The sequence below is a fragment of the Allobosea sp. P4_C6 genome (genome assembly GCF_056402015.1).
This window is the reverse complement of record NZ_JBFUIF010000005.1, coordinates 78,698-104,059: the sequence shown is the minus strand read 5'-3', so window position 1 is coordinate 104,059 and position 25,362 is coordinate 78,698. Positions and strand designations below refer to the sequence as shown.

At 67.1% G+C, this 25,362-nt stretch carries 25 protein-coding genes, 1 pseudogene and 1 riboswitch; of the genes and pseudogenes, 16 read left to right on the top strand and 10 right to left on the bottom strand.

From position 1 onward, the window contains the following. Positions 1-9: 9 nt before the first annotated feature. From kduD to AC1DVA_RS05285, 5 genes are all read right to left on the bottom strand, one after another. On the bottom strand, positions 10-780 hold the full coding sequence (gene kduD, locus AC1DVA_RS05305; protein ID WP_265051513.1) for a 2-dehydro-3-deoxy-D-gluconate 5-dehydrogenase KduD: 771 nt from the start codon (positions 778-780) through the stop codon (positions 10-12). After that, positions 780-1,616 (bottom strand): 5-dehydro-4-deoxy-D-glucuronate isomerase, encoded by an 837-nt coding sequence (kduI, locus tag AC1DVA_RS05300; protein ID WP_476805227.1) that lies wholly within the window; start codon positions 1,614-1,616, stop codon positions 780-782. The genes kduD and kduI overlap by 1 nt, the downstream gene beginning before the upstream one ends. 10 nt (positions 1,617-1,626) lie before the next feature. Then, a complete protein-coding gene (locus AC1DVA_RS05295) occupies positions 1,627-2,907 on the bottom strand; it encodes a TRAP transporter large permease (RefSeq protein WP_265051515.1) in 1,281 nt (426 codons plus the stop codon). Between the two features lie 4 nt (positions 2,908-2,911). Continuing rightward, positions 2,912-3,445 carry a TRAP transporter small permease gene (locus AC1DVA_RS05290; RefSeq protein WP_265051516.1) on the bottom strand — a complete coding sequence of 178 codons (534 nt, stop codon included), beginning with the start codon at positions 3,443-3,445 and terminating at the stop codon, positions 2,912-2,914. A 70-nt stretch (positions 3,446-3,515) separates the two neighbouring features. Beyond that, entirely contained in the window at positions 3,516-4,502 is a 987-nt protein-coding gene (locus tag AC1DVA_RS05285; RefSeq protein WP_476805226.1) for a TRAP transporter substrate-binding protein, read from the bottom strand. Positions 4,503-4,659: 157 nt separating this feature from the next. Between AC1DVA_RS05285 and AC1DVA_RS05280 the strand changes: the two genes are divergently transcribed. The 8 genes from AC1DVA_RS05280 to AC1DVA_RS05245 all read left to right on the top strand — a co-directional run bounded on the left by AC1DVA_RS05280 (position 4,660) and on the right by AC1DVA_RS05245 (position 14,241). Further along, on the top strand, positions 4,660-5,349 hold the full coding sequence (locus tag AC1DVA_RS05280) for a GntR family transcriptional regulator (protein ID WP_476805225.1): 690 nt from the start codon (positions 4,660-4,662) through the stop codon (positions 5,347-5,349). 210 nt (positions 5,350-5,559) lie between these two features. Continuing rightward, the gene (locus tag AC1DVA_RS05275) at positions 5,560-6,564 is read left to right on the top strand and encodes an HlyD family secretion protein (RefSeq protein ID WP_265051519.1); all 1,005 of its coding nucleotides are present in this window, start codon (positions 5,560-5,562) and stop codon (positions 6,562-6,564) included. Beyond that, positions 6,561-9,293, top strand: coding sequence for a ribosome-associated ATPase/putative transporter RbbA (gene rbbA / locus AC1DVA_RS05270; protein ID WP_476805224.1), 2,733 nt, complete (start codon positions 6,561-6,563; stop codon positions 9,291-9,293). The genes AC1DVA_RS05275 and rbbA overlap by 4 nt, the downstream gene beginning before the upstream one ends. A 1-nt stretch (position 9,294) precedes the next feature. Next, complete coding sequence (locus AC1DVA_RS05265; protein WP_476805223.1) at positions 9,295-10,428, top strand: ABC transporter permease; 1,134 nt, start codon at positions 9,295-9,297, stop codon at positions 10,426-10,428. Positions 10,429-10,528: 100 nt separating this feature from the next. Next, positions 10,529-11,650 (top strand): alpha/beta fold hydrolase, encoded by a 1,122-nt coding sequence (locus AC1DVA_RS05260; RefSeq protein ID WP_476805222.1) that lies wholly within the window; start codon positions 10,529-10,531, stop codon positions 11,648-11,650. A 5-nt stretch (positions 11,651-11,655) separates the two neighbouring features. Beyond that, positions 11,656-12,603: a bifunctional enoyl-CoA hydratase/phosphate acetyltransferase gene (locus tag AC1DVA_RS05255; RefSeq protein WP_476805221.1), complete on the top strand. Its 948-nt coding sequence runs from the start codon at positions 11,656-11,658 to the stop codon at positions 12,601-12,603. Then, positions 12,600-13,706 (top strand): acetate/propionate family kinase, encoded by a 1,107-nt coding sequence (locus tag AC1DVA_RS05250; RefSeq protein WP_476805220.1) that lies wholly within the window; start codon positions 12,600-12,602, stop codon positions 13,704-13,706. Before AC1DVA_RS05255 ends, AC1DVA_RS05250 begins: the two co-directional genes overlap by 4 nt. A 19-nt stretch (positions 13,707-13,725) precedes the next feature. Further along, complete coding sequence (locus tag AC1DVA_RS05245) at positions 13,726-14,241, top strand: protein-tyrosine phosphatase family protein (protein ID WP_476805219.1); 516 nt, start codon at positions 13,726-13,728, stop codon at positions 14,239-14,241. A 109-nt stretch (positions 14,242-14,350) separates the two neighbouring features. On the opposite strand, the gene AC1DVA_RS05240 is transcribed toward AC1DVA_RS05245, so the two are convergent. The 5 genes and pseudogenes from AC1DVA_RS05240 to AC1DVA_RS05220 all read right to left on the bottom strand — a co-directional run bounded on the left by AC1DVA_RS05240 (position 14,351) and on the right by AC1DVA_RS05220 (position 19,181). Continuing rightward, positions 14,351-15,136 carry an ABC transporter ATP-binding protein gene (locus AC1DVA_RS05240; protein ID WP_476805218.1) on the bottom strand — a complete coding sequence of 262 codons (786 nt, stop codon included), beginning with the start codon at positions 15,134-15,136 and terminating at the stop codon, positions 14,351-14,353. A 10-nt stretch (positions 15,137-15,146) separates the two neighbouring features. Beyond that, complete coding sequence (locus AC1DVA_RS05235; protein WP_476805217.1) at positions 15,147-16,190, bottom strand: FecCD family ABC transporter permease; 1,044 nt, start codon at positions 16,188-16,190, stop codon at positions 15,147-15,149. After that, positions 16,187-17,217, bottom strand: a pseudogene (locus AC1DVA_RS05230) (ABC transporter substrate-binding protein). Before AC1DVA_RS05230 ends, AC1DVA_RS05235 begins: the two are co-directional and overlap by 4 nt. Before the next feature lie 269 nt (positions 17,218-17,486). After that, positions 17,487-17,697: riboswitch (cobalamin riboswitch) on the bottom strand. 34 nt (positions 17,698-17,731) lie between these two features. Next, positions 17,732-18,736 carry a 1-aminocyclopropane-1-carboxylate deaminase/D-cysteine desulfhydrase gene (locus AC1DVA_RS05225; RefSeq protein WP_476805216.1) on the bottom strand — a complete coding sequence of 335 codons (1,005 nt, stop codon included), beginning with the start codon at positions 18,734-18,736 and terminating at the stop codon, positions 17,732-17,734. 49 nt (positions 18,737-18,785) lie between these two features. Then, positions 18,786-19,181: a (R)-mandelonitrile lyase gene (locus AC1DVA_RS05220; protein WP_265051530.1), complete on the bottom strand. Its 396-nt coding sequence runs from the start codon at positions 19,179-19,181 to the stop codon at positions 18,786-18,788. A 591-nt stretch (positions 19,182-19,772) separates the two neighbouring features. Between AC1DVA_RS05220 and AC1DVA_RS05215 the strand changes: the two genes are divergently transcribed. From AC1DVA_RS05215 to ureG, 8 genes are read left to right on the top strand one after another with little or no spacing between them, the layout of a single operon-like run. Beyond that, positions 19,773-20,618: an urease accessory protein UreD gene (locus tag AC1DVA_RS05215; RefSeq protein ID WP_476805293.1), complete on the top strand. Its 846-nt coding sequence runs from the start codon at positions 19,773-19,775 to the stop codon at positions 20,616-20,618. Between the two features lie 28 nt (positions 20,619-20,646). Then, a complete protein-coding gene (locus tag AC1DVA_RS05210) occupies positions 20,647-20,949 on the top strand; it encodes an urease subunit gamma (RefSeq protein WP_265051532.1) in 303 nt (100 codons plus the stop codon). A gap of 21 nt (positions 20,950-20,970) precedes the next feature. After that, on the top strand, positions 20,971-21,552 hold the full coding sequence (locus AC1DVA_RS05205; RefSeq protein WP_476805215.1) for a HupE/UreJ family protein: 582 nt from the start codon (positions 20,971-20,973) through the stop codon (positions 21,550-21,552). 4 nt (positions 21,553-21,556) lie between these two features. Further along, entirely contained in the window at positions 21,557-21,862 is a 306-nt protein-coding gene (locus AC1DVA_RS05200) for an urease subunit beta (RefSeq protein ID WP_265051534.1), read from the top strand. Further along, positions 21,862-23,574, top strand: coding sequence for an urease subunit alpha (gene ureC, locus AC1DVA_RS05195; protein ID WP_476805214.1), 1,713 nt, complete (start codon positions 21,862-21,864; stop codon positions 23,572-23,574). Before AC1DVA_RS05200 ends, ureC begins: the two co-directional genes overlap by 1 nt. An 8-nt stretch (positions 23,575-23,582) precedes the next feature. Further along, on the top strand, positions 23,583-24,080 hold the full coding sequence (locus AC1DVA_RS05190; RefSeq protein WP_476805213.1) for an urease accessory protein UreE: 498 nt from the start codon (positions 23,583-23,585) through the stop codon (positions 24,078-24,080). After that, positions 24,013-24,735 carry an urease accessory protein UreF gene (locus tag AC1DVA_RS05185; protein WP_476805292.1) on the top strand — a complete coding sequence of 241 codons (723 nt, stop codon included), beginning with the start codon at positions 24,013-24,015 and terminating at the stop codon, positions 24,733-24,735. Before AC1DVA_RS05190 ends, AC1DVA_RS05185 begins: the two co-directional genes overlap by 68 nt. Beyond that, positions 24,732-25,349 carry an urease accessory protein UreG gene (gene ureG, locus AC1DVA_RS05180; protein WP_476805212.1) on the top strand — a complete coding sequence of 206 codons (618 nt, stop codon included), beginning with the start codon at positions 24,732-24,734 and terminating at the stop codon, positions 25,347-25,349. Before AC1DVA_RS05185 ends, ureG begins: the two co-directional genes overlap by 4 nt. Positions 25,350-25,362: the final 13 nt, after the last annotated feature.

Genomic DNA, 25,362 nt, shown 5'->3' with positions numbered 1-25,362 from the left:
AGATCTCCCTCAGCGTGCGAGCCAGCCGCCATCGACGGGCAGGACGACGCCGTGGATGTAGGCTGCTGCGTCGGAGGCGAGGAACACGGCAGCGCCGCCGATCTCCTGCGGCTGGCCCCAATGCCCGGCCGGGATGCGGGCGAGGATGGCGTCGTTGCGCGCGGGGTCGGCACGCAGGGCCTGCGTGTTGTTGGTCGCGAAATACCCCGGCGCGATGGCGTTGACGTTGATGCCCTTCGCGGCCCATTCGCAGGCGAGCAGCCTTGTCAGCCCAGCGAGTCCGCTCTTCGACGCCGTGTAGGACGGGATGCGGATGCCGCCCTGGAAGGAGAGCAGCGAGGCGATGTTGATCACTTTGCCGCCCTTGCCGTCGGCGAGCATGCGCTTCGCCACGCCTTGCGTCAGGAAGAAGGTCGACTTCAGGTTGACGTCCATCACCGCGTCCCAATCGGCCTCGGTGAAGTCGATCGCGTCGGCGCGGCGGATGATGCCGGCATTGTTGACGAGGATGTCGAGGCGCGAGCCGTCGGCCTGCGCCGCGGCCTCGGCCTCCTCTACGATCCGCGCGATCGGCTCCAGCGTGGCGAGGTCGGCCGCGATCTCATGGAGGGGCCGGCCGGTCTCGGCGACCAGCGCCTTCGTCTCGCTCATGCTCGAACGGCCGACCGCGACGATGCCGGCCCCCGCCTGAGCGAGCGCCACCGCGATCGCCTGACCGAGCCCGGTATTGGCCCCGGTGACGATCGCGGTCCGGCCGCTCAGATCGAAGGCAGAGCGCATCAGCGCAGATCCCCGGTCGCGACCATGTCCATGTCGGTGTAATCGACATTGTCGCCGCCCATGCCCCAGATGAAGGAATAGGCCTTCGTCCCGACGCCGGAATGGATCGACCAGCCGGGCGAGAGGATCGCCTGCTCGTTGGCGACCACGAGGTGGCGGGTCTCCTGCGGCTCGCCCATCAGATGGAAGACGCGGGCATCCTCGGGGACGTCGAAATAGAGATAGGCCTCCATGCGCCGGTCGTGGACATGCGAAGGCATGGTGTTCCAGATGCTGCCCTCTTCCAGCGTGGTCAGGCCCATCACGAGCTGACAGGTGTCGCAAACGCCGGGGATGATGTACTGGCGGATGATGCGCTTGTTGGCGGTCGCCTGCTCGCCGAGCGCGAGGGTCTTGGCGTCGGATTCCCGAATGACCTTGGTCGGATGCGCGGCATGAGCCGGCGTCGAGAGCAGGTAGAACTTCGCGGGATTGCCGGCATCGTCGCTTGAAAACGAGACCTCGCCGGCCTCCTTGCCGACATAGAGCGCGTCGCGCTTCGCCAGTGCGTAGGCCTTGCCGCCGACCGAGACCGTGCCGGCGCCGCCGACATTGACGATGCCGAGCTCGCGCCGCCGGAGGAAGGCATCGGTGCCGACCGCCTTCGGCGTCGGCAGCACGACCGGCTTGCCCACCGGCATGGCCCCGCCGACGATGACGCGGTCGAGATGGCTGTAGGTCAGCTTGACCTCGCCGGCGACGAACAATGTCTCGATCAGAAAATGGCGGCGCAGCTCAGCCGTGTTGAAGCCCTTCACCGCCTCGGGGTGCGAAACCTGGCGAATTTCGATGGTCATGGTCGATCCTTCAGTGGAACAGGCGCGGCAGCCAGAGCGACAGGCCGGGCACATAGGTGACGAGCAGGAGCACGGCGACGCTGGCGCCGTAGAACGGCCAGATCGTCCGCATCGACTCCCCGATGGAAATGCGGCCGATGGCGCAGGCGACGAACTGCACCGAACCGACCGGCGGCGTGTTGAGGCCGATGCCGGCATTGAGGATCAGGATCACGCCGAAGTGGACGGGATCGACGCCGAACGCCTTCACCACCGGCAGGAAGATCGGCGTGCAGATGATGATCATCGGCGCCATGTCCATGAAGGTGCCGAGCACCAGCAGGATCAGGTTGATCATCAGCAGGATGACGATGGGATTGTCGGAGACCGCCTTCATCGCGGCGATGGTCGCCTGCGGCACCTGCAGGAAGGCCATCAGCCAGCCGAAGGCGCCGGCCGTCCCGATGACCAGCAGCACCATCGCGGTGGTGCGGACGGCGCCGAGCGTCGCCTCGACGAAGGCCGTCCATGTCAGCTGACGATAGACGAAGACGGTCACGAGGATGGCGTAGACCACGGCGACGCAGGACGATTCCGTCGCAGTGAAGACGCCGGAACGGACGCCGCCGAAGATGATGCCGATCAGCAGGATGCCGGGCAGCGCCAGCACGACATAGCGTCCGACGGCGGCAAAGCCCGGAAAGGCCTCGCGCGGATAGCCGCGCTTCACCGCAACCGCCCAGGCGGCGACCATCAGCGCGCCGCAGAGCATGAGACCCGGCACGACGCCTGCCGTGAACAGGTCCGCGATCGAGATGTTGCCGCCCGCCGAAAGCGAATAGATGATCATGTTGTGCGAGGGCGGGATCAGCAGCGCGATGATCGCCGCGTTCGCGGTGACGTTGACGGCGTAGTCGGCGTCATAGCCGCGCTTCTTCATCTGCGGGATCATCAGCCCGCCGACGGCCGAGGCGTCGGCGACGGCCGAGCCGGAGATGCCGCCGAAGAGCGTGCAGGTCACCACGTTCACCTGTCCGAGCCCGCCGCGCAGATGTCCGACGAGGCTCGCCGCCATCTGGATCAGCCGCTCGGCGATGCCGCCGCGGATCATCAGGTCGCCGGCATAGATGAAGAACGGGATCGCCATCATCGCGAAGGCGTTCATGCCGGAGTTCATCTGCTGGAAGACCACGACCGGCGGCAGGCCCATATAGGCCACGGTCGCGACGGAGGCGATGCCGAGGCAGAAGGCCACGGGCACACCGATCAGCAGGAGCAGCGAGAAGAGGCCGAAGAGAACCCAGAGTTCCATGTGATCAGGCCTCCTGGCTCTCGCCGAAATGGACGAAACCGAGCGGGGCCTGCTGCTCGCCGGTGATGAAGAGAAGGATCTTTTCGAGCGCGAACAGGGCGATCAGCGCGCCGCCCGCCGCGATCGGGACATAGTCCCAGCCGCGCGAGATGCCGATGATCGGCATCCGGTCGCTCCAGGTGCCGGCCGCGAGCTGCCAGCCATAGCCGAGCATGGCGAGCCCGAAGGCGCAGACCAGGCCCTCGCCGAGCACGGTCAGCACGGCGCGTAAGCGCGGCGGCGACATCACGAGCCCGACCTCGAAGCCGAGATGGTCGCTTTCGCGCACCCCGACAGCGGCGCCGAGCAGGATGAACCAGGACATCAGGAAGAGCGATCCGGCTTCGACCCAGATGGGCGTGTCGTTCAGCACATAGCGGCCGAAGACGCCCCAGGCGACCATGATGGTCATCAGGACGAGGCCGGCCCCTGCGGTGATCAGCGCGTAAAGGCTGAGCTTGGCATCGAGGCGTGTCAGGAAGGCAGTGAAAGCGCGCATGAAATTGGCCCGGGCTGGCGGGTTGCCGAAAGCGGAGCGGCCGTTGCCGGCCGCCCCGCATCGCAGAGGCTCAGTTCACCGCCTGGATGGCGGCGACCATTTCCTTCAGCTTCGGATCGGTGACGAACTTGTCGTAGACCGGCTTCATCGCGTCGATGAAGGGCTTCTTCTCGACGGTGTTGATCTGTGCGCCGCCGGCCTTGACCTTGGCCTCGGACGCCTTCTCGCGCGCATCCCAGAGCTCGCGCATCTTGAGGACCGATTCCTTGGCCGCAGCCTTGATGATCGCCTGGTCGGCCGCGTTGAACTTGTCGAAGCTTTTCTTCGACATCACCAGCGCTTCCGGCGACAGCGAGTGCTCGGTCACGGAGTAGAACTTCGAGACCTCGAAATGGCGGGTCGATTCATAGGACGGCCAGTTGTTCTCGGCACCGTCGATCACGCCGGTCTGCAGCGCGGAATAGACCTCGCCGAAGGGCATCGGCGTCGCGTTGGCGCCCAGCGCCGAGACCAGCGCGACGAACATGTCGGACTGCTGGACGCGGATCTTCATGCCCTTCATGTCGGCGGGGCTGTTGATGGGGCGCTTGGAATTATAGAACGAGCGCGAGCCGGAATCGTAGAGCGCGAGGCCGATGAGGTCGTGCTTCTCGAATTCCTTCAGCAGATTGTCGCCGATCGGCCCGTCCATCGCCTTCCGCATATGATCGACCGAGCGGAAGATGAAGGGCAGGGAGGGGATGTTGGTCGCCGGGATCAGGTTGTTGAACGGCGCCATGTTGATGCGGTTGATGTCGACGACGCCGAACCGGGTCTGGTCGATGGTGTCCTTCTCCTGGCCGAGCTGTCCGGAGTGGAAGACGTTGATCTTGATCCGGCCCTGGGTGCGTTCTTCGAGCAGCTTGCCGAGGTGGCGGACCGCCTCGACGGTCGGATAGTCGGTCGGATGGATGTCGGCGGAACGAAGCGTCACGCTCTGGGCGAGCGCGGATGAAGCTGCCGCTGCCGAAAAGGCCAGCGCGGCGGTATAGGCAAGGAATCTGCGGCGTGCGGTCATGGTGCGTTCTCCCGTGGTTTCGAGCGCCCTGCCGTTTCCCGGCTTGTTCGCTGGCGCCTCGAACGTAAACTTGCTGCCCGCCCCTGCTTGGTTGCGGCAGTGATTGTATGGTAGTATGTTGTTGTATGGTACGCAACAGGCCCTGGAGGTTTTTGACTTGAGCCTTTCGTTGGCGTCACCCGCCGCTCTCCAGGGCGCTTCGGCGGCCGGACGTGTCGAAGCCGAACTGCGTCGGGCGATCATCGCGCTCGAATTGCCGCCCGGCACGCGGTTGTCGGAGCAGGAGATCGCGCTGAAATACGGCGTGTCGCGCCAGCCGGTGCGCGAGGCGCTGATCGCGCTCGCCAAGACGCGGCTCGTCGATATCCAGCCGCAGCGCGGCACCGTCGTGGTCAAGTTCTCGGTGCGCAAGATGATGGAATCGCGCTTCGTGCGCGAGGCGGTGGAGGTCGCGATCGTCCGGCAGGCCTGCCAGTCCTTCGCCGCACAGAGCCGGCAGCGCATCGCCGATTTCCTGGAGATGCAGGACAAGGCCGCCGCGCGCGACGACCATGCCGCCTTCCAGCGCTATGACGAGCTTTTCCATGTCGAGCTGACGGAAGGCGTCGGCATGCCGCTCGCCTGGGAGGCGATCCGGGACATCAAGGCGCATATGGACCGGGTCTGCCAGCTGACCCTGCCGGGGCCCGAGGCGATGCTGCCGCTGATCCAGCAGCATCGGCGCATCATGGCGGCGATCGACGAGGGCGATGCCGCCGAGGCCGAGGCCGCCATGCGCCACCATCTCACCGAGATCCTGCGCGCCCTGCCAAAGACCGAAGCGGCGCATCCCGACCTGTTCGAGTAGCGCGCCGCGCATTGCGAGCCGCCCCGCCAGCGGGCAGAGGCGACCGAACCCCCTCGGGAAACGATGGGCGCGAGATCGCGGCGTTGTGCCGCGCTCCCGAGCGCGAGCGAAAGGGGCGTCATGCGACCGCGGCTCTCGCCGGCTGCGGCTTGCGTGCTATTGAAAACCGCAGAGCTGAACGTTCCAGGCCTGTCCCGTTGGAGACGCTCCATGCGCGTATACCGAGTAGCCGTCGCCGCTGCCCTCGCCACGTTCCTGTTGTCGCCGCCTCCCGTACAGGCGCAGTCGCGGTTGAAGGCGCTGATCGAAAGGCTGCGCGGCGACGCGATGCCGGAAGGGATCGTCAAGACCAACGGCCGCATCGAGGCGACGCAGATCGACGTCTCCTCGAAATATGCCGGCCGCCTGGCGGAGGTCTCGGTCAAGGAGGGCGACGAGGTCACCGCCGGCCAGGTGGTCGCCCGCATCTCCTCGCCGGAATACGAGGCGCAGCTGCGCGCCGCGCAGGCACAGGTCCTTCGCGCCCGCCAGGCGCTCGCCGAGGCCGAGGCGCTGATCGCCCAGCGCAAAAGCGATCAGATCCTCGCCCGCACCGATGCCGAACGCGGCAAGGAGCTGGTCGCGAAGGGCTATCTCAGCAAGCAGACCGACGATCAGCGCTCTGCCAAGGCCGATGCCGCCGACGCCGCGCTGCGGGCAGCACAGGCGCAGCGCGATCAGGCACAGTTCGCGATCCATGCCTCCGAGGCCGATGCCGAGCAGATCAAGGCGATCCTGGTCGATCTCGTGCTGGTCGCGCCGCGCAGCGGGCGCGTCCAGTACCAGCTCGCCCGGACCGGCGAAGTGGTCTCGGCCGGCACCCGTGTCATCACCATCCTCGACCTCTCGGACGTCTACATGACGATCTACCTGCCGGCTTCGCAGGCGGGGCAGCTCGCGCTGGGCGACGAGGCGCGCATCATCCTCGATCCCGTGCCGCAATACGTCATTCCGGCGACGGTCAGCTTCGTCGCGGCCGATGCGCAGTTCACGCCCAAGGCCGTCGAGACCGCCGAGGAGCGCGAGAAGCTGGTCTTCCGCGCCAAGCTCCAGGTCGATCCCGCGCTGCTCGCCAAATACCACCGGCAGGTGAAGACGGGCGTGCGCGGCCTCGGCTTCGTGCGTACCTCTCCCTCCGCGAAATGGCCCGACTCCCTGGTCGTGAAGCTGCCATGACGCAGGCCGGTCCTGCCGCCAGCCTCGTCGGCGTCACGCACCGTTACGGCAAGGTGACCGCTCTCGACGCGATGACGCTCGACATCCCGTCCGGCCGCATGATCGGGGTGATCGGGCCCGATGGCGTCGGCAAGTCGACCCTGCTCGCGCTCGTCGCCGGGGTGCGCACGATCCAGCAGGGCAGCGTCCATGCGCTGGGCGGCGATCTCGGCGTCAAGGCGCAGCGCGAGGCGCGGCGTGGACGCATCGCCTATATGCCGCAGGGGCTGGGCCGCAATCTCTACCCGACGCTCTCGGTCTTCGAGAACATCGACTTCCATGCGCGGCTGTTCGGACAGGATGCCGCCGAGCGCCGCAGCCGCATCGACGAACTGCTCAAGGCCACTGGGCTCGACCCCTTCGAGAACCGGCCGGCAGCCAAGCTTTCCGGCGGCATGAAGCAGAAGCTGAGCCTGTGCTGCGCGCTGATCCACGATCCCGACCTGCTCGTGCTCGACGAGCCGACGACGGGTGTCGATCCGCTCTCGCGCGGCCAGTTCTGGGACCTGATCGACACGATCCGCGCCCGTCGGCCGGGCATGAGCGTCATCGTCGCCACCGCCTATATGGAAGAAGCCGAGCGCTTCGACTGGCTTGTCGCCATGGATGACGGCAAGGCGATCGCCACCGGTACGCCGGCCGAGCTGCGCGAAAAGGCCGGGCAAACGACGCTGGAGGGCGCTTTCGTCGCGCTGCTCCCGGAAGCCAAGCGCGCGCAGCATCGGGAGGTCGTGATGCGGCCGCGGGTCGTGAGTGACGACGCCACGCCCGCGATCGAAGCCGAGGGTCTGACCCGCCGCTTCGGCGATTTCGTCGCCGTCGACCATGTCAGCTTCCGCATCGGCCGCGGCGAGATCTTCGGGTTCCTCGGTTCCAACGGCTGCGGCAAGTCGACGACGATGAAGATGCTGACCGGCCTGCTGCCGGCGAGCGAAGGCACGGCAAAGCTCTTCGGCCAGCCGCTCGCCGCCGACGACATGGAGACGCGCCGCCATGTCGGCTACATGTCGCAGGCTTTCTCGCTCTACAGCGAGCTGACGGTCCGCCAGAATCTGCTGCTCCATGCGGAGCTCTACCATCTGCCACCGGCCGATATCCCCGGCCGGATCGCCGAGCTCCTGACTCGCTTCGACCTCGAGACCGTTGCCGACGAACGGCCCGACAGCCTGCCGCTCGGCATCCGCCAGCGCCTGCAGCTCGCCGTCGCCGTCCTGCACCGGCCGGCCATGCTGATCCTCGACGAGCCGACCTCGGGCGTCGACCCGATCGCGCGTGACGCCTTCTGGCGCACGCTGATCGACCTCTCGCGCGACGACGGCGTCACGATCTTCCTCTCGACCCATTTCATGAACGAGGCGGAGCGCTGCGACCGCATCTCCTTCATGCATGCCGGCAAGGTGCTCGCGGTCGGCACGCCGCAGGAGCTGGTGCGGAAACGTGGCGTGGACACGCTGGAAGAGGCCTTCATCGCCTATCTCAAGGAGGCCGCCGGCATCGAGGATGCGCCTGCGGAAGCGGCTGCGGTCCCAGCCGCCGCGGCCCGGCCGGCGCCGCCGGCGCGCCGCTTCGATCCGCGCCGGCTCTGGGCCTGCACAAGGCGCGAGACCATCGAGCTGCTGCGCGATCCGATCCGGCTTAGCTTCGCTTTCCTCGGGCCGCTGCTGCTGATGCTGGCCTTCGGCTTCGGCATCTCCTTCGATGTCGAGAACCTGAAATTCGCCGCCTATGACCAGGATAGCTCGATGGAGAGCCGGCAACTGGTCGAGGCTTTCTCGAGTTCGCGCTATTTCGACGAACAGGCGCCGATCCGATCCGCCGTCGAACTGGACCAGCGCCTGCGGAGCGGCGAGCTCCAGTTCGCGATCGAGATCCCGCCCTCCTTCGGTCGCGACCTGATGAGCGGACGGGTGCCGGAACTATCCGTCTGGCTCGATGGCGCCATGCCGTTCCGGGCGGAGACGACGCGCGGCTATGTCACCGGGCTGGCGACGCAGTACGCGCAGAACTTCGTGGCTTCCCAGGCCGCGTCGAGCCATGCGCCGACGCCCGTCACGATCGAGACCCGCTTCCGCTACAACCAGGACTTCAAGAGCGCCAACGCGATGGTGCCGAGCGTGATCATGCTGATGCTGATCCTCATCCCGGCGATCATGTCGGCGATCGGCGTTGTCCGCGAGAAGGAGACCGGCTCGATCGCCAATTTCCGCTCGACGCCGATCAGCCGCTTCGAATTCCTGTTCGGCAAGCAATTGCCCTATATCGCCGTCGCGATGGTCAGCTTCGTCATGCTGGTCCTGATCGCGCTGACCGTCTTCGCGGTTCCGATCAAGGGGCCGGCCTGGGTGCTGGTGCTGGCGACCCTGCTCTATGTCTCCGCCACGACCGGCTTCGGCCAGCTCATTTCCAGCTTCACGCGCACGCAGGTCTCGGCCGTCTTCGCCACCGCGATCCTGTCGATCATCCCGGCGGTCAATTTCTCCGGCTTGATGGTGCCGGTCGCCTCGCTCTCGGGTGGCGGCCGGATCATCGGCATGAGCCTGCCGCCGGCCTGGTACCAGCCGGTCAGCGTCGGTGTCTTCACCAAGGGGCTGGGGGCGGCCGAGCTCTGGCCCAATCTGCTGGTGCTCGGCGGCTTCTTCCTGCTCTTCCTCGTCGTCGCCCAGTTGGCGCTGCGCAAGCAGGAGAATTAAGATGGCGGCGCTCGTCATCCACCTCCAGAACATCCTGCGCCTCATGGTGAAGGAATTGCGCAGCCTGCGGGCCGACCCGATCATGCTGGTGCTGGTGGCCTACACCTTCAGCATTGCCGTCTACACTGTAGCGACCGGCGTGAAGCTGGAGGCGCGCGATCTGACCATCGGTGTCGTCGACGAGGACCAGTCCGAGTTCTCGCGCTCGCTGCTCGGCGCCTTCGGCCCGCCGCTGTTCAAGGTCTCGAAGCGCATCGCCGCCACCGAGATCGACGCCGAGATGAATTCCGGCCGCCTCGTCTTCGTGCTCGAGATCCCGCCCAAGTTCCAGGCGGACCTGCTGGCCGGGCGGCAGGCGGTGCTGCAGCTCAACATCGACGCCACTGCGATGACCCAGGCCGGCAACGGCGCGGTCTATATCCAGCAGATCATCGCCCAGGAGATTTCGAACCGGCAGGCCGGGCGCGAGACGACGACCGCGCTGCCGATCAATCTGGTGGTGCGGGCGCGCTTCAACCCCAATCTCGACTCCGGCTGGTTCAGCTCGGTCATGCAGGTGCTCAACAACGTCACCCTGCTGACCATCATCCTGACCGGCGCGGCGCTGATCCGCGAGCGCGAGCAGGGCACGGTCGAGCATCTCCTGGTGATGCCGGTCACGCCGGTCGAGATCATGCTCGCCAAGATGGTGGCGAATGCGCTGGTCATCCTGGTCGCGGCGGTGGCCTCGCTCCTTCTTATCGTCGAATGGGCGCTGGGCGTGCCGATCGCAGGCTCGCTCCTGCTCTTCGTGTTCGGCACGGCGATCTATGCCTTTTCCGTCGCAGCGCTCGGCATTCTGCTCGGCACGCTGGCGACGACGATGGGGCAGTTCGGCCTGCTCGCGATCCCGGTCTTCGTGGTCACGCAGCTTCTGTCCGGCGCGACGACGCCGATGGAGAGCATGCCGCTCTGGCTGCAATGGATCATGCGGATCTTCAGCCCGACGCCGCATTTCGTCGCCTTCTCGCAAGGCGTGCTCTATCGCGGCGCGGGCCTCGACATCGTCTGGCCGGAAATCGCCAAGATCATCGCCATCGGCGCGGCCTACTTCGCTTTCGCGCTCACGCGGTTCCGCAAGGTGATCTTCTCCTGAGGGCCGCTCCATCGTCCGGTGCTGGCCCGTCCGCACCGGTTGTCATCGCCCTGTCGGCTTCCTAGTGTCCGAGCTGACGGGAGGAGATCTGGATCCGCTTATGACCGCCCGCAAGAAGACGACGCGTGCCGCGCAACTCGCCGCAGACCGCCCCGCCGAACTCAGCCTGCCCTGGTTCTGGCCCGTCGATGCCGCCTTGCGCCTGACCGAGCGCAATCTCGATTTCCTGTCCGAGGCGGTGAAGATCACCCGCCCGCCGCCGCCGGACTGGGCCACGCCCAACACGGTGCGCCTGGACCTTCAGACGATGCGATTGCGCGAATTCGGCAAGCCGCGTGCCGATGGCGTTCCCGTCCTGATCGATGCGCCCTATGCCGGGCACGGCGCGACCATTGCCGATTACGACAAGGGCCAGAGCCTCGTCGAGACGCTGCTTTCGAACGGCATCGACCACGCCCTCGTCACCGACTGGAAGCCGGCGACGCAGGAGATGCGCTATTTCAGCATCGACACCTATCTCGCCGAGTTGAATGCCGCGATCGACGATCTCGGCGGTGTCGTGCATCTGGTCGGCCTCTGCCAGGGCGGCTGGCTGAGCGCGATGCTGGCGGCCCGCTTTCCGGGCAAGGTCAGGTCGCTGGTGCTGGCGGGCTCTCCGATCGATGCCGATGCAGGCGATGGACCGATCAAGCAGATGGCGCAGACCATGCCGCTGAAGAGTTATCGCGACATGGTACGGCTCGGGCGCGGGCTGATGCCGGGCCGTTTCATGCTCGCCGGCTGGAAGAACATGCATCCGGAGGAGCACTACGTCGACAAGTTCATCCGGCTCTACCAGAATCTCGCCGACAGGAACTATCTCGACCGGACCGAGACCTTCGCGGCCTGGTACGAGAACCCGCTCGATCTGCCTGGCGTCTACTATCTCCAGGCCATCGAGCAGATCTTCAAGGAAAACCGCTTCGCAAAGGGTGAGTTCGTCGGGCTCGGCCGGCGCCTGAGCCTGAAGGATGTCACCTGCCCGGTCTATCTCCTCGCTGGCGCGGCGGACGACATCACCACCAGCGAGCAGGTCTTCGCGGCGGAGGATCTCGTCGGGACGCCGAAAAAGAAGGTCGAGAAGAAGCTGGTGCCCGGCGGCCATATCGGCCTGTTCATGGGCCGCAAGACGCTTGGCGAAACCTGGCCGGGGATCGCCCGCTGGATCGCCGAACAGGATTAGATGCCATGAAGACGCTGTCCGCTTCCGAATATCTCCAGCTCGCGCTCGGTCGGTGCCAGGATCTCCCGGCGGTGCGCACGGGCGTGGTCCATCCCGTCAAGGCCAATGTGATCGAAGCGGTGGCCGATGCGGCCGGCGAGGCGTTGATCGAACCGGTCCTGATCGGCCCGGCCGCCCGCATCCACGCTGCCGCGCGGGAGGCCGGCATCGACATCTCGCCCTGGGAGCTCGTCGACACCGAGCATAGTCACGAGGCCGCGGCGAAGGCCGTCGCACTGGCGGCGGGCGGCGAGCTCGGCGCGCTGATGAAGGGCTCGCTGCATACCGACGAGCTTCTGGGTGCCGTCGTACGGGCCGATTCCGGGTTGCGGACCGAGCGGCGCATTTCCCATGCCTTCGTGATGCATATCGAGAGCTATCCCAAGCCCTTCATCATCACCGATGCGGCGGTCAACATCTCGCCGGATCTCGCTACCAAGGCCGACATCGTCCAGAATGCCGTCAATCTCTGGCATGTCGCTCTGGGCGGCCTCGACGATCTGCCGAAAGTCGCCGTCCTCGCGGCGGTCGAGACCGTCAACCCCCACATGCCGGCGACGCTCGATGCCGCTGCGCTCTCGAAGATGGCCGAGCGCGGCCAGATCACCGATGCCATCGTCGACGGGCCGCTCGCTTTCGACAATGCGATCAGCGCCGCGGCGGCGAAGGAAAAGGGCATCGTCTCCGCCGTTGCCGGCCATGCCGACATCCTTCTCGTGCCCGAGATAGAGGCCGGCAACATGCTGGCCAAGCAGCTCACCTTCCTGAGCGGCGCCGATGCCGCCGGGATCGTGCTCGGCGCGCGCGTGCCGATCATCCTGACCAGCCGGGCCGACAATCTGCGTGCGCGGCTGCTCTCCTGCGTTCTGGCCGTGCTCCTGGCCGATGCGCGCCGCACGGGGCGGATCAAGTGATCGATACGATCCTCGTCCTCAACGCCGGGTCTTCCAGCCTCAAATTCCAGGTCTTCCGCAGCGACGACCTCGGCGTGCTCGCCCGCGGCAAGGCGGTGCGCCTCGGCGAAGCCGAGCCCGCGATGGATGCAAGCCTTGCCGACGGCAGGCGCGAGCGCATCGCGTTGCCGCAGGCCTGCGACCATGACACCGCGCTCTCCGCCGTCCTCGCTTTCGTCGACCGGCATGACGATGGCTGGCGGATGCAGGCCGTCGCCCATCGCATCGTCCATGGTGGCGAGAACTATGCCGAGCCGGTCGTGGTGACGCCGGCTGTCTTCGCTGCGCTGGAGGCGCTCTCGCCGCTGGCGCCGCTGCATCAGCCGCACAATCTCGCTGCGGTAGCGGCTGCGCAGCGCCTGATGGGCGACGTGCCCAACATCGCCTGCTTCGACACCGCTTTCCATGCCGGGCACGATCCGCTCACCCATAATTTCGCGCTCGAACAGGGGCTGCGCGACAAGGGCATCCGCCGCTACGGCTTCCACGGCCTGTCGTATCAATGGCTGGAGATGGTTCTGGCCGAGCAGCATCCCGATCTCCACGCCGGGCGCATCGTCGCCGCCCATCTCGGCAATGGCGCGAGCCTTTGCGCCATCCGGGGTGGCCGCAGCATCGACACGACCATGGGCATGACCGCGCTCGACGGCTTGCCCATGGGCACCCGAAGTGGCGCGCTCGATGCCGGCGCCGTGCTCTACATGTTCCAGAGCCTCGGGATGAGCGCGGAAGAGGTCTCGAACGCCCTCTACGAGCAGTCGGGCCTGCTCGGTCTTTCCGGCTTGAGCAACGATGTCGAGACGCTGCTCGCGAGCGACGATCCGCAGGCGCGTTTCGCGCTCGACTATTTCGCGCTGAAGGTCGCGCAATTCGGCGCCGCGATGGCCGCTGCCATGGGCGGCATCGACGGCTTCGTCTTCACCGGCGGCATCGGCGAGCATGCCGCGCCGGTCCGGTACGCCATCCTCGAGCGCCTTGCTTTCCTCGGGAACTTCAAGGTTCTCGTCATTCCGGCCAATGAGGAGCGTGTCATGGCCGTTCAGGCGAAGGGGTTGATCGCCTGAACGTCACAGGAGAGATCCAATGAGCAGCGCCGGTTCGGGCTTCATGCGACGCGTCGATTTACCCGCTGAAATCGCCGGCAAGCTCTGGCTCGGACCGATGCCGGGCCGTTTGCGGTCGCTGGCGGACGATCTGGCAGATCTGCAGCGGCAGGGGATCGCCCGCGTGATCTGCCTGACGCCATCGGACGAAATCCGGCTGAAGTCGCCGGACTATGCCGCGCGGCAGGACGATCTCGGCATCCCCGTCACAAGCTTTCCGATCGGCGATTTCGGCGTTCCCGAGGATGGCGGCGGCTTGAAGACCCTCGCGCAAGAGGCTGCACGCGACCTGAAGGCGGGGAGGGCGCTGTTCCTGCATTGTGCAGCCGGCATCGGGCGGACGGGCATGGTCGCGACCTGCATCCTGGTCGCGCTCGGCCTGAGCGGAGATGCGGCGATCAGCGCGATCACTGCCGCCGGCTCGGGCCCCGAGACGGATATCCAGAAGCGCCTGGTCGCCCGCTACGCCGAAGAGGCGCTGAATTCCGGCCGCTGAACCTGGCGCTTATTGCTAGAAATACATGTCATCCCGGATCTGTGCTTCGCTCCGTCCGGGATGATGGCGTGGTTCCGAGCTGGATAAGCACGCTCCAGCACACGCCCAGTCACACTCCCGGCTGGTCCCGATCGAGGTCGACCAGGTATTCGATATGCCGGCGCCCGGCATGGCCGGGCTTGATCGCCACGGCCACGCCGAACACGGTCCGGATGGTCTCTTCCGTCAGCACGGCTTCCGGCGTGCCCGCCGCCAGCAACCGGCCATGATGCAGCAGCGCGATCTCGTCGCAGAACAGGGCGGCGAGGTTGAGGTCGTGCAGCGCGACGATGCAGGTGATGCCGAGCCGCCGGATCAGCGTCAGGATCGAGAGCTGATGCTGGATGTCGAGATGATTGGTCGGCTCGTCGAGGATCAGCTCGCTCGGCTCCTGCGCCAGCGCCCGCGCGATATGGACGCGCTGGCGCTCTCCGCCCGAGAGCGTGTGCCAGGGCTGATCATGCCGGTCTTCGAGGCCCACCCGCACCAGCGCTTCGGTGACGGCTGCCTCGTCGGCGGCGCTCCACGAGGCGAGCGCGGCGCGATGCGGCGTGCGGCCGAGGCGGACGACCTCGCAGACGGAGAGCTGGATCTCGGTCGTGGCCTGCTGTTCGACGAAGGCGAGCCGCTGTGCCAGTTCGCGGCGCGGCACCCGGGCGATGTCGCGCTCGTCGAGCGTCACCACGCCGCTCGCCACCTTGCGCAATCGGCAGAGCAGCCTGAGCAGGCTCGACTTGCCGGAGCCGTTGGGGCCGATCAGGCCGAGGATGCGCCCCGGCGCCGCCGCGAGCGTCACGCCGTCGACGATCATCCGTCCGGCCGCGCTCCAGCGCACGTCCTGCGTCGCGAGCGTCATGCCGGCTTCCTCACTCAGGTCTCCTGGCGCGATAGAGGATCAGCGCGAAGGCCGGCGCCCCGAACAGGGCGGTGACGACGCCGATCGGCAGGATCTGCTGCGGTACCAACACGCGCGAGAGGATGTCGGCGAGGATCATGAAGACCGCGCCGATCACGAGGCAGGCCGGCAGCAGGCGGGCATGGCCAGAGCCGACGAGGAAACGCGCGGCGTGCGGGATGACGAGGCCGACGAAACCGACCGTGCCGACGATGCTGACCATGGCGGCGGTCATCACCGCCGTCGTCGCGAACAGCACGATCCGCACGCGCAGAACCGCGATGCCGAGCGAGGCGGCGGCGTCGACGCCGAAGGCGAAGGCGTCGAGCGCCTTGGCGTGCAGCATGCAGACGCCGAAGCCGAGCAGGGCGACCGGCGTCGCGATCCACAGATCCGGCCAGCGCACGCCGCCGAAATTGCCGAGCAGCCAGAACATGACGCCACGCGCCTGCTCGGCGCTGGCGAGTGTCATCACGATGGTTGCCGTCGCGGCGTTGAAGAGTTGCGAGGTCGCGACGCCGGCCAGGATGACGCGGTCGCTGGCGCCACCCGCTCCGGTCGCGAGCAGCGCGACGACTGCCAGCGCCGCGCAGGCGCCGATGAAGGCGCCCGTCGACAGGCTGATCGCCACGCCGCCGATGCCGATGCCGAGGATCAGCACCGCGACGGCGCCGGTCGAGGCGCCGGCGGAGATGCCGAGGATATAGGGTTCGGCCAGCGGATTGCGCAGCAGCGCCTGCAGGATTGCGCCGGAAAGCGCGAGCGCCCCGCCGCACAGGCCGGCCATCAAGGCCCGGCTCAGGCGGTAGTCGAATATGACGCCCTGCTGGATCGCGCTGACCGGCAGGTCGAGGTCGAACAGCCCGTTGCCGAGCGCCTTGACGGCGACCTGAAACGGGATCGCCATCTCGCCGATCGTCACCGCCAGCGCCACCGACAAGGTGAGTGCCAGCAGCGACAGCAGCGCGAGACCGATCCGCGCCGGCCAGTTCGGACCGTGGGCGGCGTGGCTCAAGGGGCGATGCCGAAGCTCGCGATCGCCTTGGCGAGCGTCTCGATGCCATCGACCGTATCGAGCCCGGCGCGAGTGGCCCCGACGTCGATGATGACGACGCGGTTGTTCTTCACCGCGTCGAGCTTGCTGGCGACGGCATCCGTCTTCAGGAATTCGAGCTTCTTCTCGATATCGTCGGCCGGGAAGCGGCGGCGGTCCATCCTGACCGTGACGATCACGGCCGGGTTGGCGGCGGCGATGCTCTCCCAGCCCACCAGCGGCCATTCCTCGTTGGTGGTGATGATGTTGCGCGCCCCGAGCTGCGACAGGATATAGGCCGGCACGCCGTTCTTGCCGGCCATGAAGCCGTCGCCCTTGATGTCCTTGCTGGAGAACCAGACGACCACGGGCACGTCCTGCGCCTTCAGCTTTGCGACCTGCTCGACGGCCTTGTCCTCGCGCGCCTTGAGCTCGGCGACGAGCTTCTCGGCGCGGTCGGAAACGTCGAAGATCTGCCCGAACTCGCGGATGTTGCGATAGACGAGCTCCATCGAGAACATCTGCGTCCGCACGCCGTCGCCGGGGCCGGAATTGTCCTTGCCGACGCAATCGGTCGGCGAGACATAGGTCGGCACCTTCACCTTGTGGAACTGGTCGCGCTTGCCGACGATGCCGTTCGGCCCGAGATGCCATTCGAACATCGCGGTGACGAGGTCGGGTTCCTGCCCGACGACGGCCTCGAAGCTCGGATCGTTGTCGGCGAGGCGCTTCACCTTGGCGTTGACGGGCTCATAGGGCTTGGCGACCGAGAGAACCAGACGGCGGTGCCGACGACACGGTCGCCGAGGCCGAGCGCATAAAGGATTTCCGTCTGAGTCTGGCCGAGCGCGACGACGCGCTTGGGCGGGGCGGCGAAGGTGATCGTCTCCCGGCAGTTCTCCAGCGTCAGCGGATATTGCGTCGGAGCTGCCGAGGCGCCGGCAGTGAAGAGGACGCCGCCGGCCGCCACGGCGAGCAAGGCGGGAACGAACTGGAAGGCACGACGCATGAACGGGACCGGCTTGGAGAGGGCGTCACGGCAGCGGAGCAGCGAGGCCCCGGCGCAACGGACATCAAGTGTAACAATGTTGCATTTCTCATAGGTCGCGCGACGCGGGCGCGTCAAGTGACGTGCGGCCTGCGCGGCGGCATCAGCGGATATCGTGGACATGGATTTCATCGCTCCCCGAATGAGCGCGGGGAGTCTGGGCGGATACGGCCGGATGCGGGGTCTGGGGACGCCGCCGACGCGCATCCCTCCGGAACACCCCGCCCGAAAGACGTCTCGCGATCGCGGCAGGTCTCCTGGCTCGCGGGTCGACGCCTGATCCGCCCGGCCTTCCCAGTGCGCGGGGCACCAGTGGACGATGGACGGAAGGCTCGCCGCTTACAGTTGCGGGGGCAGCCTCGGCTTCGGCGAAAGGCGCCTCACCGAATTCCCTCTTAGCTCCGGGGTGCGACCCGGAGAACCTCGATCGACCGGCACCATAGGGCGGCGCCGAGGCGCGTCAAGCGGGCAGACGCTACGTCACCGTCCTGAACGATCCGAACTGCGAGAACAATGCGGCGGTGCCGCCGGTATGGATCACGCAGGCCGGCTCGCCGACGGCGATCCGGCCCTCGGTGAGCRCCTCGACGAAGCCGGCACAGGTCTTCGCCGTATAGACATGCTCGATGAGGATGCCCTCGGTGCGGGCGAAGGCCAGGATGGCGGCTTCCGAGGCCGGTGTCGGCACGCCCCAGCCGCCGCCGAGATGCTCCATGTGATACTGCGGCGGCGCCGCATCGAGAGGCGCGACATCGAGCCCCGTCCGGTCGCGCAGGCCCTCATAGATGCGCCGGACATGCTCCTCCAGCTCCGCTCGCTCGTATTCGACGCTGACGAGATGGACCTGGAAGGGATGCCCGAGCAGGGCATTGCCGAAGATGAAGCCGGCCTCTGTCGGCCCCATCGAGCCCGCGAGAAAGACGTGCCGGATCGGTGCCTCTTCCCGCTGCGACTGTTCATGCAGTTCGAAGGCGGCCCGGACATAGCCCATCGCGCCGAGCACGGGGTCGCCAACGATGTAGGGCTTCCGCCCCTGACGCACGAGTTCCGCCGCCGCTTCGGCGAGCGCTGCGTTGCGCTGGCTTTCATCGACCGCTCCGATAAAGCGCAGCTCGGCGCCGAACAGTCGGTTCAGGAAGGAGCGCTCGCGATTCTCCGGCGTATCCGGCGCATTGTGCAGGACGATGCAGTCGAGACCGACGAGCGAGGCAGCCGCGGCCGTGAGGCGGCAGAGATTGGAGGTCGCACCGCCTCCGACCAGAAGGATATCGGCCTTCTCGCGCAGCGCAGCGCCCAGCCAGTATTCGAGGCTCCGCAGCTTGTTGCCGCCGAGCGCGATCTCCATCAGGTCGTCGCGCTTGATGTAGACGCCGGGCCGGCCGAGCTTCTCCTCGAAACGGCGCAGCCTCTGGAGCGGCGTCGGAGCCTCGACGAGGGCATGGCGCGGCTCGCGCAAAAGGGTGGAAGGCTGAGGCGTCATCGTCCCGTTCGCGGTAGGACCTAGTCAGGCTGGCTCGATTGGGCGGCGATCAGCCGCCGTACTGGGCGTCCGAGACCTGCTCCAACCATTCGACGACCTTGCCGTTCTCGGCTTCCTGAATGGCGATATGGGTCATGCCCGTTGCCGGCGCCGCGCCATGCCAGTGCTTTTCGCCGGGCGGAAACCAGACCACGTCGCCCGGTCGAATCTCCTCGATCGGCCCGCCCCAGCGCTGCACCCGGCCGGCACCGCTGACTACGACCAGCGTCTGGCCGAGCGGGTGGGTGTGCCAGGCCGTCCGCGCGCCGGGCTCGAAGGTGACGCTGGCGCCCTGCACGCGCTCTGGCGCATGCGGATTGAAGAGCGGGTCGATCCGGACCGATCCGGTGAACCAGTCGGCCGGTCCCTTCCCGGACGGCCGGGAGCCGGCGCGCATGATCTCCATGGTGATCTCCTCGTCTCCGGCGCTGCGGAAGGCGCTCGGGATATTGCGACGATAGGCGCTCCGATGGGAATCGCCTCGTCTGCTACGGGCATAGACCGGGAAGCGCCGTGCCGACAGAGGCGTTCGGACTGAACGAGGCCGGCGCGCCTTGGCGGTGATGATCGGTTGAGCACCCCTGAGGGTTTGGCTCGCAAAGCGGGCGATTGATGCCGCTTTATTGTGCAAATCAGTTTCTTGGATGGCGTCATCGATGGCCTCGGCCCGCTGAGGACCGAATGGTCGGTGCCTCCTGCCGCTTTTGAATGCAGGTGATGGCACTGAAGCGCAGTGCAAACGCGCCCGCCAGCCGGCGCGGGCCGATCAATCCTTTGCCGCGGACGAGCCACTCTGATCGCAATGACATTGAGCTCTCCCGGCTGGCATATCACTTGCGTCTTTTTTCGGCAGCAGAGGGGAATGCGGCGTGCGTGTGGCTTGGCGGGATCGCGATGGGGGAAGAGCTGTGCGGCTTGCGATCCGCCTGACGCTGGGCATCGGTGCGGCAGGAGTCGAAGCTGAGGCCTTCGTCCCGAAGCGGAAGCGGCGTTGAAGATGCTGTTGGCTGCCGATAGTGCGGCGATGCAGGGCGCCGGACCGCCACGGATGCAGCGTGCTGTCGGCCATGCCGGCGTGAGTTTTCGGTCGCTGGATGGGACGACGCGTCTCGAACGTCTCTTCCAGGATGGCTGCGCCAAGATACGCTTGCCCAAGACGCTGGGCGTCGACGATCCGCAGGCGATCCTCATCAACACCGCAGGCGGCCTGACGGGCGGCGACCGCCTGGCCACCGATGTGAATCTCGGCGCGAATACCGCGGCTTGCGTGACCACGCAGGCCTGCGAGCGTGTCTATCGCTCGACGGGGCCGGATGCGACGCTCAACAATCATCTGCGCGTCTCGGCCGGCGCGCGGCTCGCCTGGCTGCCGCAGGAGACGATCCTGTTCGATGGCGGCCGCCTCTCGCGCCGGCTCGACGCCGATCTCGAGGGCGATGCCGAACTGGTTGCTGTCGAGGCCGTGCTCTTCGGCCGGATGGCGATGGGCGAGACGCTGCGCAGCGGGCTTCTGCATGATCGCTGGCGGGTGCGTCGCAACGGCCGGCTGATCTTCGCCGACGATCTGCGTTTCGAGGGTGATATCGCCGCGCGCATGGCGCCGCAGGCGGTTATGGCCGGCCGGCGCGCCATGGCGACGGTGCTGTTCACTGGGGCCGCGCCCGAGCGCTTTCTTGAGTTGGCCCGATCCATCATTGGACCAGCCGGCGGCGCCAGCGCGTGGAACGGCAAGTTCCTGGCGCGGCTGGTCGAGGAGACCGGGCTCGCTCTGCGGCGGCGGCTGGAGCCGCTGCTGACCCTGCTGATGGGCGGCCGCTCGCTGCCCAAGGTCTGGCAACTCTAGCAAGGCCCGGAAACTCTAGGATGACGGCATGAACCTGACACCGCGCGAGAAGGACAAGCTCTTGATCTCGATGGCCGCCATGGTGGCGCGCCGCAGGCTTGAGCGCGGCGTCAAGCTGAACCATCCCGAAGCGATCGCTCTCATCTCGGATTTCGTCGTGGAAGGCGCGCGCGACGGCCGCAGCGTCGCCGAGCTGATGGAGGCCGGCGCCCATGTCGTCGGCCGGGCGCAGGTCATGGAAGGCGTCGCCGAGATGATCCACGACGTGCAGGTCGAGGCGACCTTTCCCGACGGCACCAAGCTCGTCACCGTCCATGAACCGATCCGCTGACGTCCCGACACAGAGGCTGCCATGAAGAGACTGTCGATCGCCCTGATCCTGAGCGTTGGTGCCGCGAGCCCGGCCTTCGCCCATCTCAACCCGGCCGAGCATGGCTCCTTCGCCGCCGGCTTCTCGCATCCGCTCTTCGGCATGGACCATATCCTGGCGATGGTCGGCGTTGGCCTCTGGGCGTTCCTCGCCGGCGGGCGCGCCATCTGGGCGATCCCGCTCGCTTTCGTCGTCACGATGATGCTCGGCTTCGCCGCGGCGCTGGCGGGCATCGGGCTGCCCTTCGTGGAGCCGGTGATCGCCGCCTCCGTCGTCGTGCTCGGCATGCTCGCGCTCGTCGCGCTGCAGGTGCCCACGCCGGTCGGCATGGCGGTGGTCGGCTTCTTCGCGCTGTTCCACGGCTATGCCCATGGCGGCGAACTGGGCGAGGCGACCAGCGCGCCCTTCATGGCCGGCTTCGCGCTGGCGACGGCGCTGCTGCATGCGGTCGGCGTCGGCGTCGGTTTTGCCGGCAATGCGCTTTCGCACCGCGGGCGCATCGCGGCACGCATCGTCGGCGGCCTGACCGCGCTTGGCGGCCTCTGGCTGGTCGCGGGAGCCTGACGCGATGATCCCCGGAGAGGTCTTCCCCGCTGCCGGCGACATCGTCCTCAACGAGGGGGCGGCGCAGGTGACCCTGCTCGTCGCCAATACCGGCGACAGGCCGATCCAGGTCGGCTCGCACTACCATTTCTTTGAGACCAACGCAGCGCTCGATTTCGACCGTGCCGCCGCGCGCGGCATGCGGCTCGACATCGCCGCCGGCACCGCCGTGCGCTTCGAGCCCGGCCAGCAGCGCGAGGTCCGCCTCGTGCCGCTCGGCGGCGGGCGGGCCGTCTACGGCTTTCAGCAGAAGGTGATGGGGAAACTCTGATGCCGGCCACGCTCTCCCACGCCGCCTATGCGCAGATGTACGGACCGACGGTCGGCGACCGGGTCCGCCTCGCCGATACAGACCTGATCATCGAGGTCGAGAAGGACTTCACCATCTATGGCGAGGAGGTGAAGTTTGGCGGCGGCAAGGTCATCCGCGACGGCATGGGCCAGAGCCAGGCGAGCCGCGCCGAGGGTGCGGTCGATACCGTCATCACCAATGCGCTGATCGTCGATCACTGGGGCATCGTTAAGGCCGATGTCGGGTTGAGGGACGGCGTCATCGTCGCCATCGGCAAGGCCGGCAACCCGGACACCCAGCCCGGCGTCACCATCATCATCGGCCCGGGCACCGAGGCGATCGCCGGCGAGGGCAAGATACTCACCGCCGGCGGCGTCGATGCGCACATCCACTTCATCTGCCCGCAGCAGATCGACGAAGCGCTGATGGCGGGCATCACCACCATGCTCGGCGGCGGCACCGGCCCGGCCCATGGCACGCTGGCGACGACCTGCACGCCCGGCCCCTGGCATCTCGGCCGGATGATCCAGTCCTTCGACGCGGTGCCCATCAATCTCGGCCTCTCCGGCAAGGGCAATGCCTCGAAGCCGGCCGCGCTGATCGAGATGATCGAGGGCGGCGCCTGCGCGCTGAAGCTCCACGAGGATTGGGGCACGACGCCGGCCGCGATCGACAACTGCCTCGCGGTCGCCGACGATCACGACGTCCAGGTGATGATCCACACCGACACGCTGAACGAGAGCGGCTTCGTCGAGGATACCGTGGCGGCCTTCAAGGGCCGCACCATCCACGCCTTCCACACCGAGGGCGCGGGCGGCGGCCATGCGCCCGATATCATCAAGGTCTGCGGGCTCAAGAACGTCATCCCGTCCTCCACTAACCCGACCCGGCCCTATACGCTGAACACCATCGCCGAGCATCTGGACATGCTGATGGTCTGCCATCACCTGTCGCCCTCGATCCCCGAGGACATCGCTTTCGCCGAGAGCCGCATTCGCAGGGAGACGATCGCGGCCGAGGACATCCTGCACGACATCGGCGCCTTCTCGATCATCTCCTCCGACAGCCAGGCCATGGGCCGCGTCGGCGAGGTGCTGATCCGGACATGGCAGACCGCGCACAAGATGAAGTTGCAGCGCGGGCGCCTGCCCGGAGAGACCGGCGACAACGACAATCTGCGCGTGCGCCGCTACATCGCGAAATACACGATCAACCCCGCCATCGCGCAGGGGCTGTCCCGGCATGTCGGCTCGATCGAAGTCGGCAAGCGCGCCGATCTCGTGCTCTGGAACCCAGCCTTCTTCGGCGTGAAGCCGGAAATGGTGCTGGTCGGCGGCATGATCGCGGCCGCTCCCATGGGCGACCCCAATGCCTCGATCCCGACGCCGCAGCCGATGCATTACCGCCCGATGTTCGGCGCGCTCGGCCGGGCGCCTGCCATGTCGTCGGTGACCTTCGTCAGCGGGGCTGCGATCGCGAACGGGCTGCGCGAAAAGCTCGGCGTCGCCAAGGGGATGCTCGCGGTCGAGAACACGCGCGGCGGCATCTCCAAGGCCTCGATGGTCCTCAACGACGCGACGCCGCATATGGAGGTCGATCCCGAGACCTATGAGGTCCGCGCCGATGGCGAATTGCTGACCTGCGAACCCGCGACCGTGCTGCCGATGGCGCAGCGCTATTTCCTGTTCTGAGGCCGATCATGCTCCGCGCCATTTCCCATAGCCACGGCGGTGGCGGCGAGCCCGCCGGCACGATCCGGCTCGACCATGCCGCGCGCCATCTGCGCCGCAAGCTCGTCACCACCGATCAGGGCGAGAAGATCATGGTCGATCTGCCTGAACCCGTGCTCTTCGCCGATGGCGACCGGCTCGTGCTGGATGATGGCCGCACGGTCGCGATCGCGGCGGCGGAGGAGGAGCTCTACGAGGTCAGGCCCGGCGGGGCCTGCCCGCTGCGCCATCTCGCCTGGCATCTCGGCAACCGCCATCTGCCGGCGCAGATCGATGCGGACCGCATCCTGATCCAGCGCGACCACGTGATCCGCGCCATGCTGGAAGGGTTGGGCGCCTCGGTCGGCGAGGTCGTCGCGCGTTTCCAGCCCGTTCACGGCGCCTATCATGCCCACGGGCATGACCATGGTCATCACCACGACCACGACCATGATCACGCGCACGACCACCACCATCATCATGACTGATCCGGTCGCGCTCTCCCGATTGATGACATGGCTGTCGCCGGCCTTCCCGGTCGGCTCCTTTGCCTATAGCCACGGCCTTGAGCGCGCGATCCATGACGGGCTGATCCGCGACAGGCTCAGCCTGACCGGCTGGCTGGAAGCGCTGCTCGATCGTGGTTCCGGCTGGAACGATGCAGTGCTGCTGGCCGAGGCCTGGCGCTGCACCTCGGCCGGCGACGGCATCGAGGAGGTCGCCGAACTTGCCGAGGCCATGGCGGGCTCGCGCGAGCGGCATATGGAGACGACTTTGCAGGGCGGCGCCTTCGTCGATGCGATGGCGGCCTGGGGCGGCGAGCGGCCGACGAATGGGGAGGGGGCGATCACCTATCCGGTCGCCGTCGGTGCGGCTGCGGCACGCCATCAGGTCAAGCTGGAGGATGCGCTGGTCGCCTATCTCCACGCCTTCGCCTCGAACCTCATCCAGGCCTGCGTCAGGCTGGTCCCGCTCGGGCAGCGCGACGGTCTAGCGACACTCGCGGCGCTGGAACCGGTGATCCTGCGCACCGCGCAGCGTGCAGCCGGCTCGACGCTCGACGATCTCGGCTCCTGCACGGTCCTCGCCGACATCATGTCGATGAACCACGAAACGCAGTATTCCAGGGTGTTCCGCTCGTGAAATCCTCCAATGGCCCGCTTCGCGTCGGCATCGGCGGCCCGGTCGGCGTCGGCAAGACGACGCTGACCGAGAAGCTCTGCAAGGCGATGCGTGATCGCTATTCCGTCGCTGTCGTGACCAACGACATCTTCACCAAGGAGGACGAGCTGATCCTCAACCGGCTGCAGGCCCTGCCGGAGGAGCGCATCCTCGGCGTCGAGACCGGGGGCTGCCCGCATACCGCAATCCGCGAGGATGCCTCCATCAACCTCGCCGCCATCGCCGAGATGCGCCGGCGCTTTCCCGATCTCGACGTGGTCTTAATCGAATCCGGGGGCGACAACCTCGCCGCGACCTTCTCGCCCGATCTCGCCGACCTCACGCTCTACGTCATCGACGTTGCCGGCGGCGAGAAGATCCCGCGCAAGGGCGGGCCGGGCATCACCCGCTCGGACCTGCTGATCATCAACAAGATCGACCTCGCTCCCTATGTCGGCGCGAATCTCGATGTGATGCGCTCGGATACGCAGAAGCAGCGCGGCGAGCGGCCCTTCGTCTTCACCGACATGAACCGCCGCATCGGCCTCGACGAGATCGTCGGCTTCATCGAGGAGAATGGCGGGCTGGCGGCTTAGCGCGCCAGCGTCT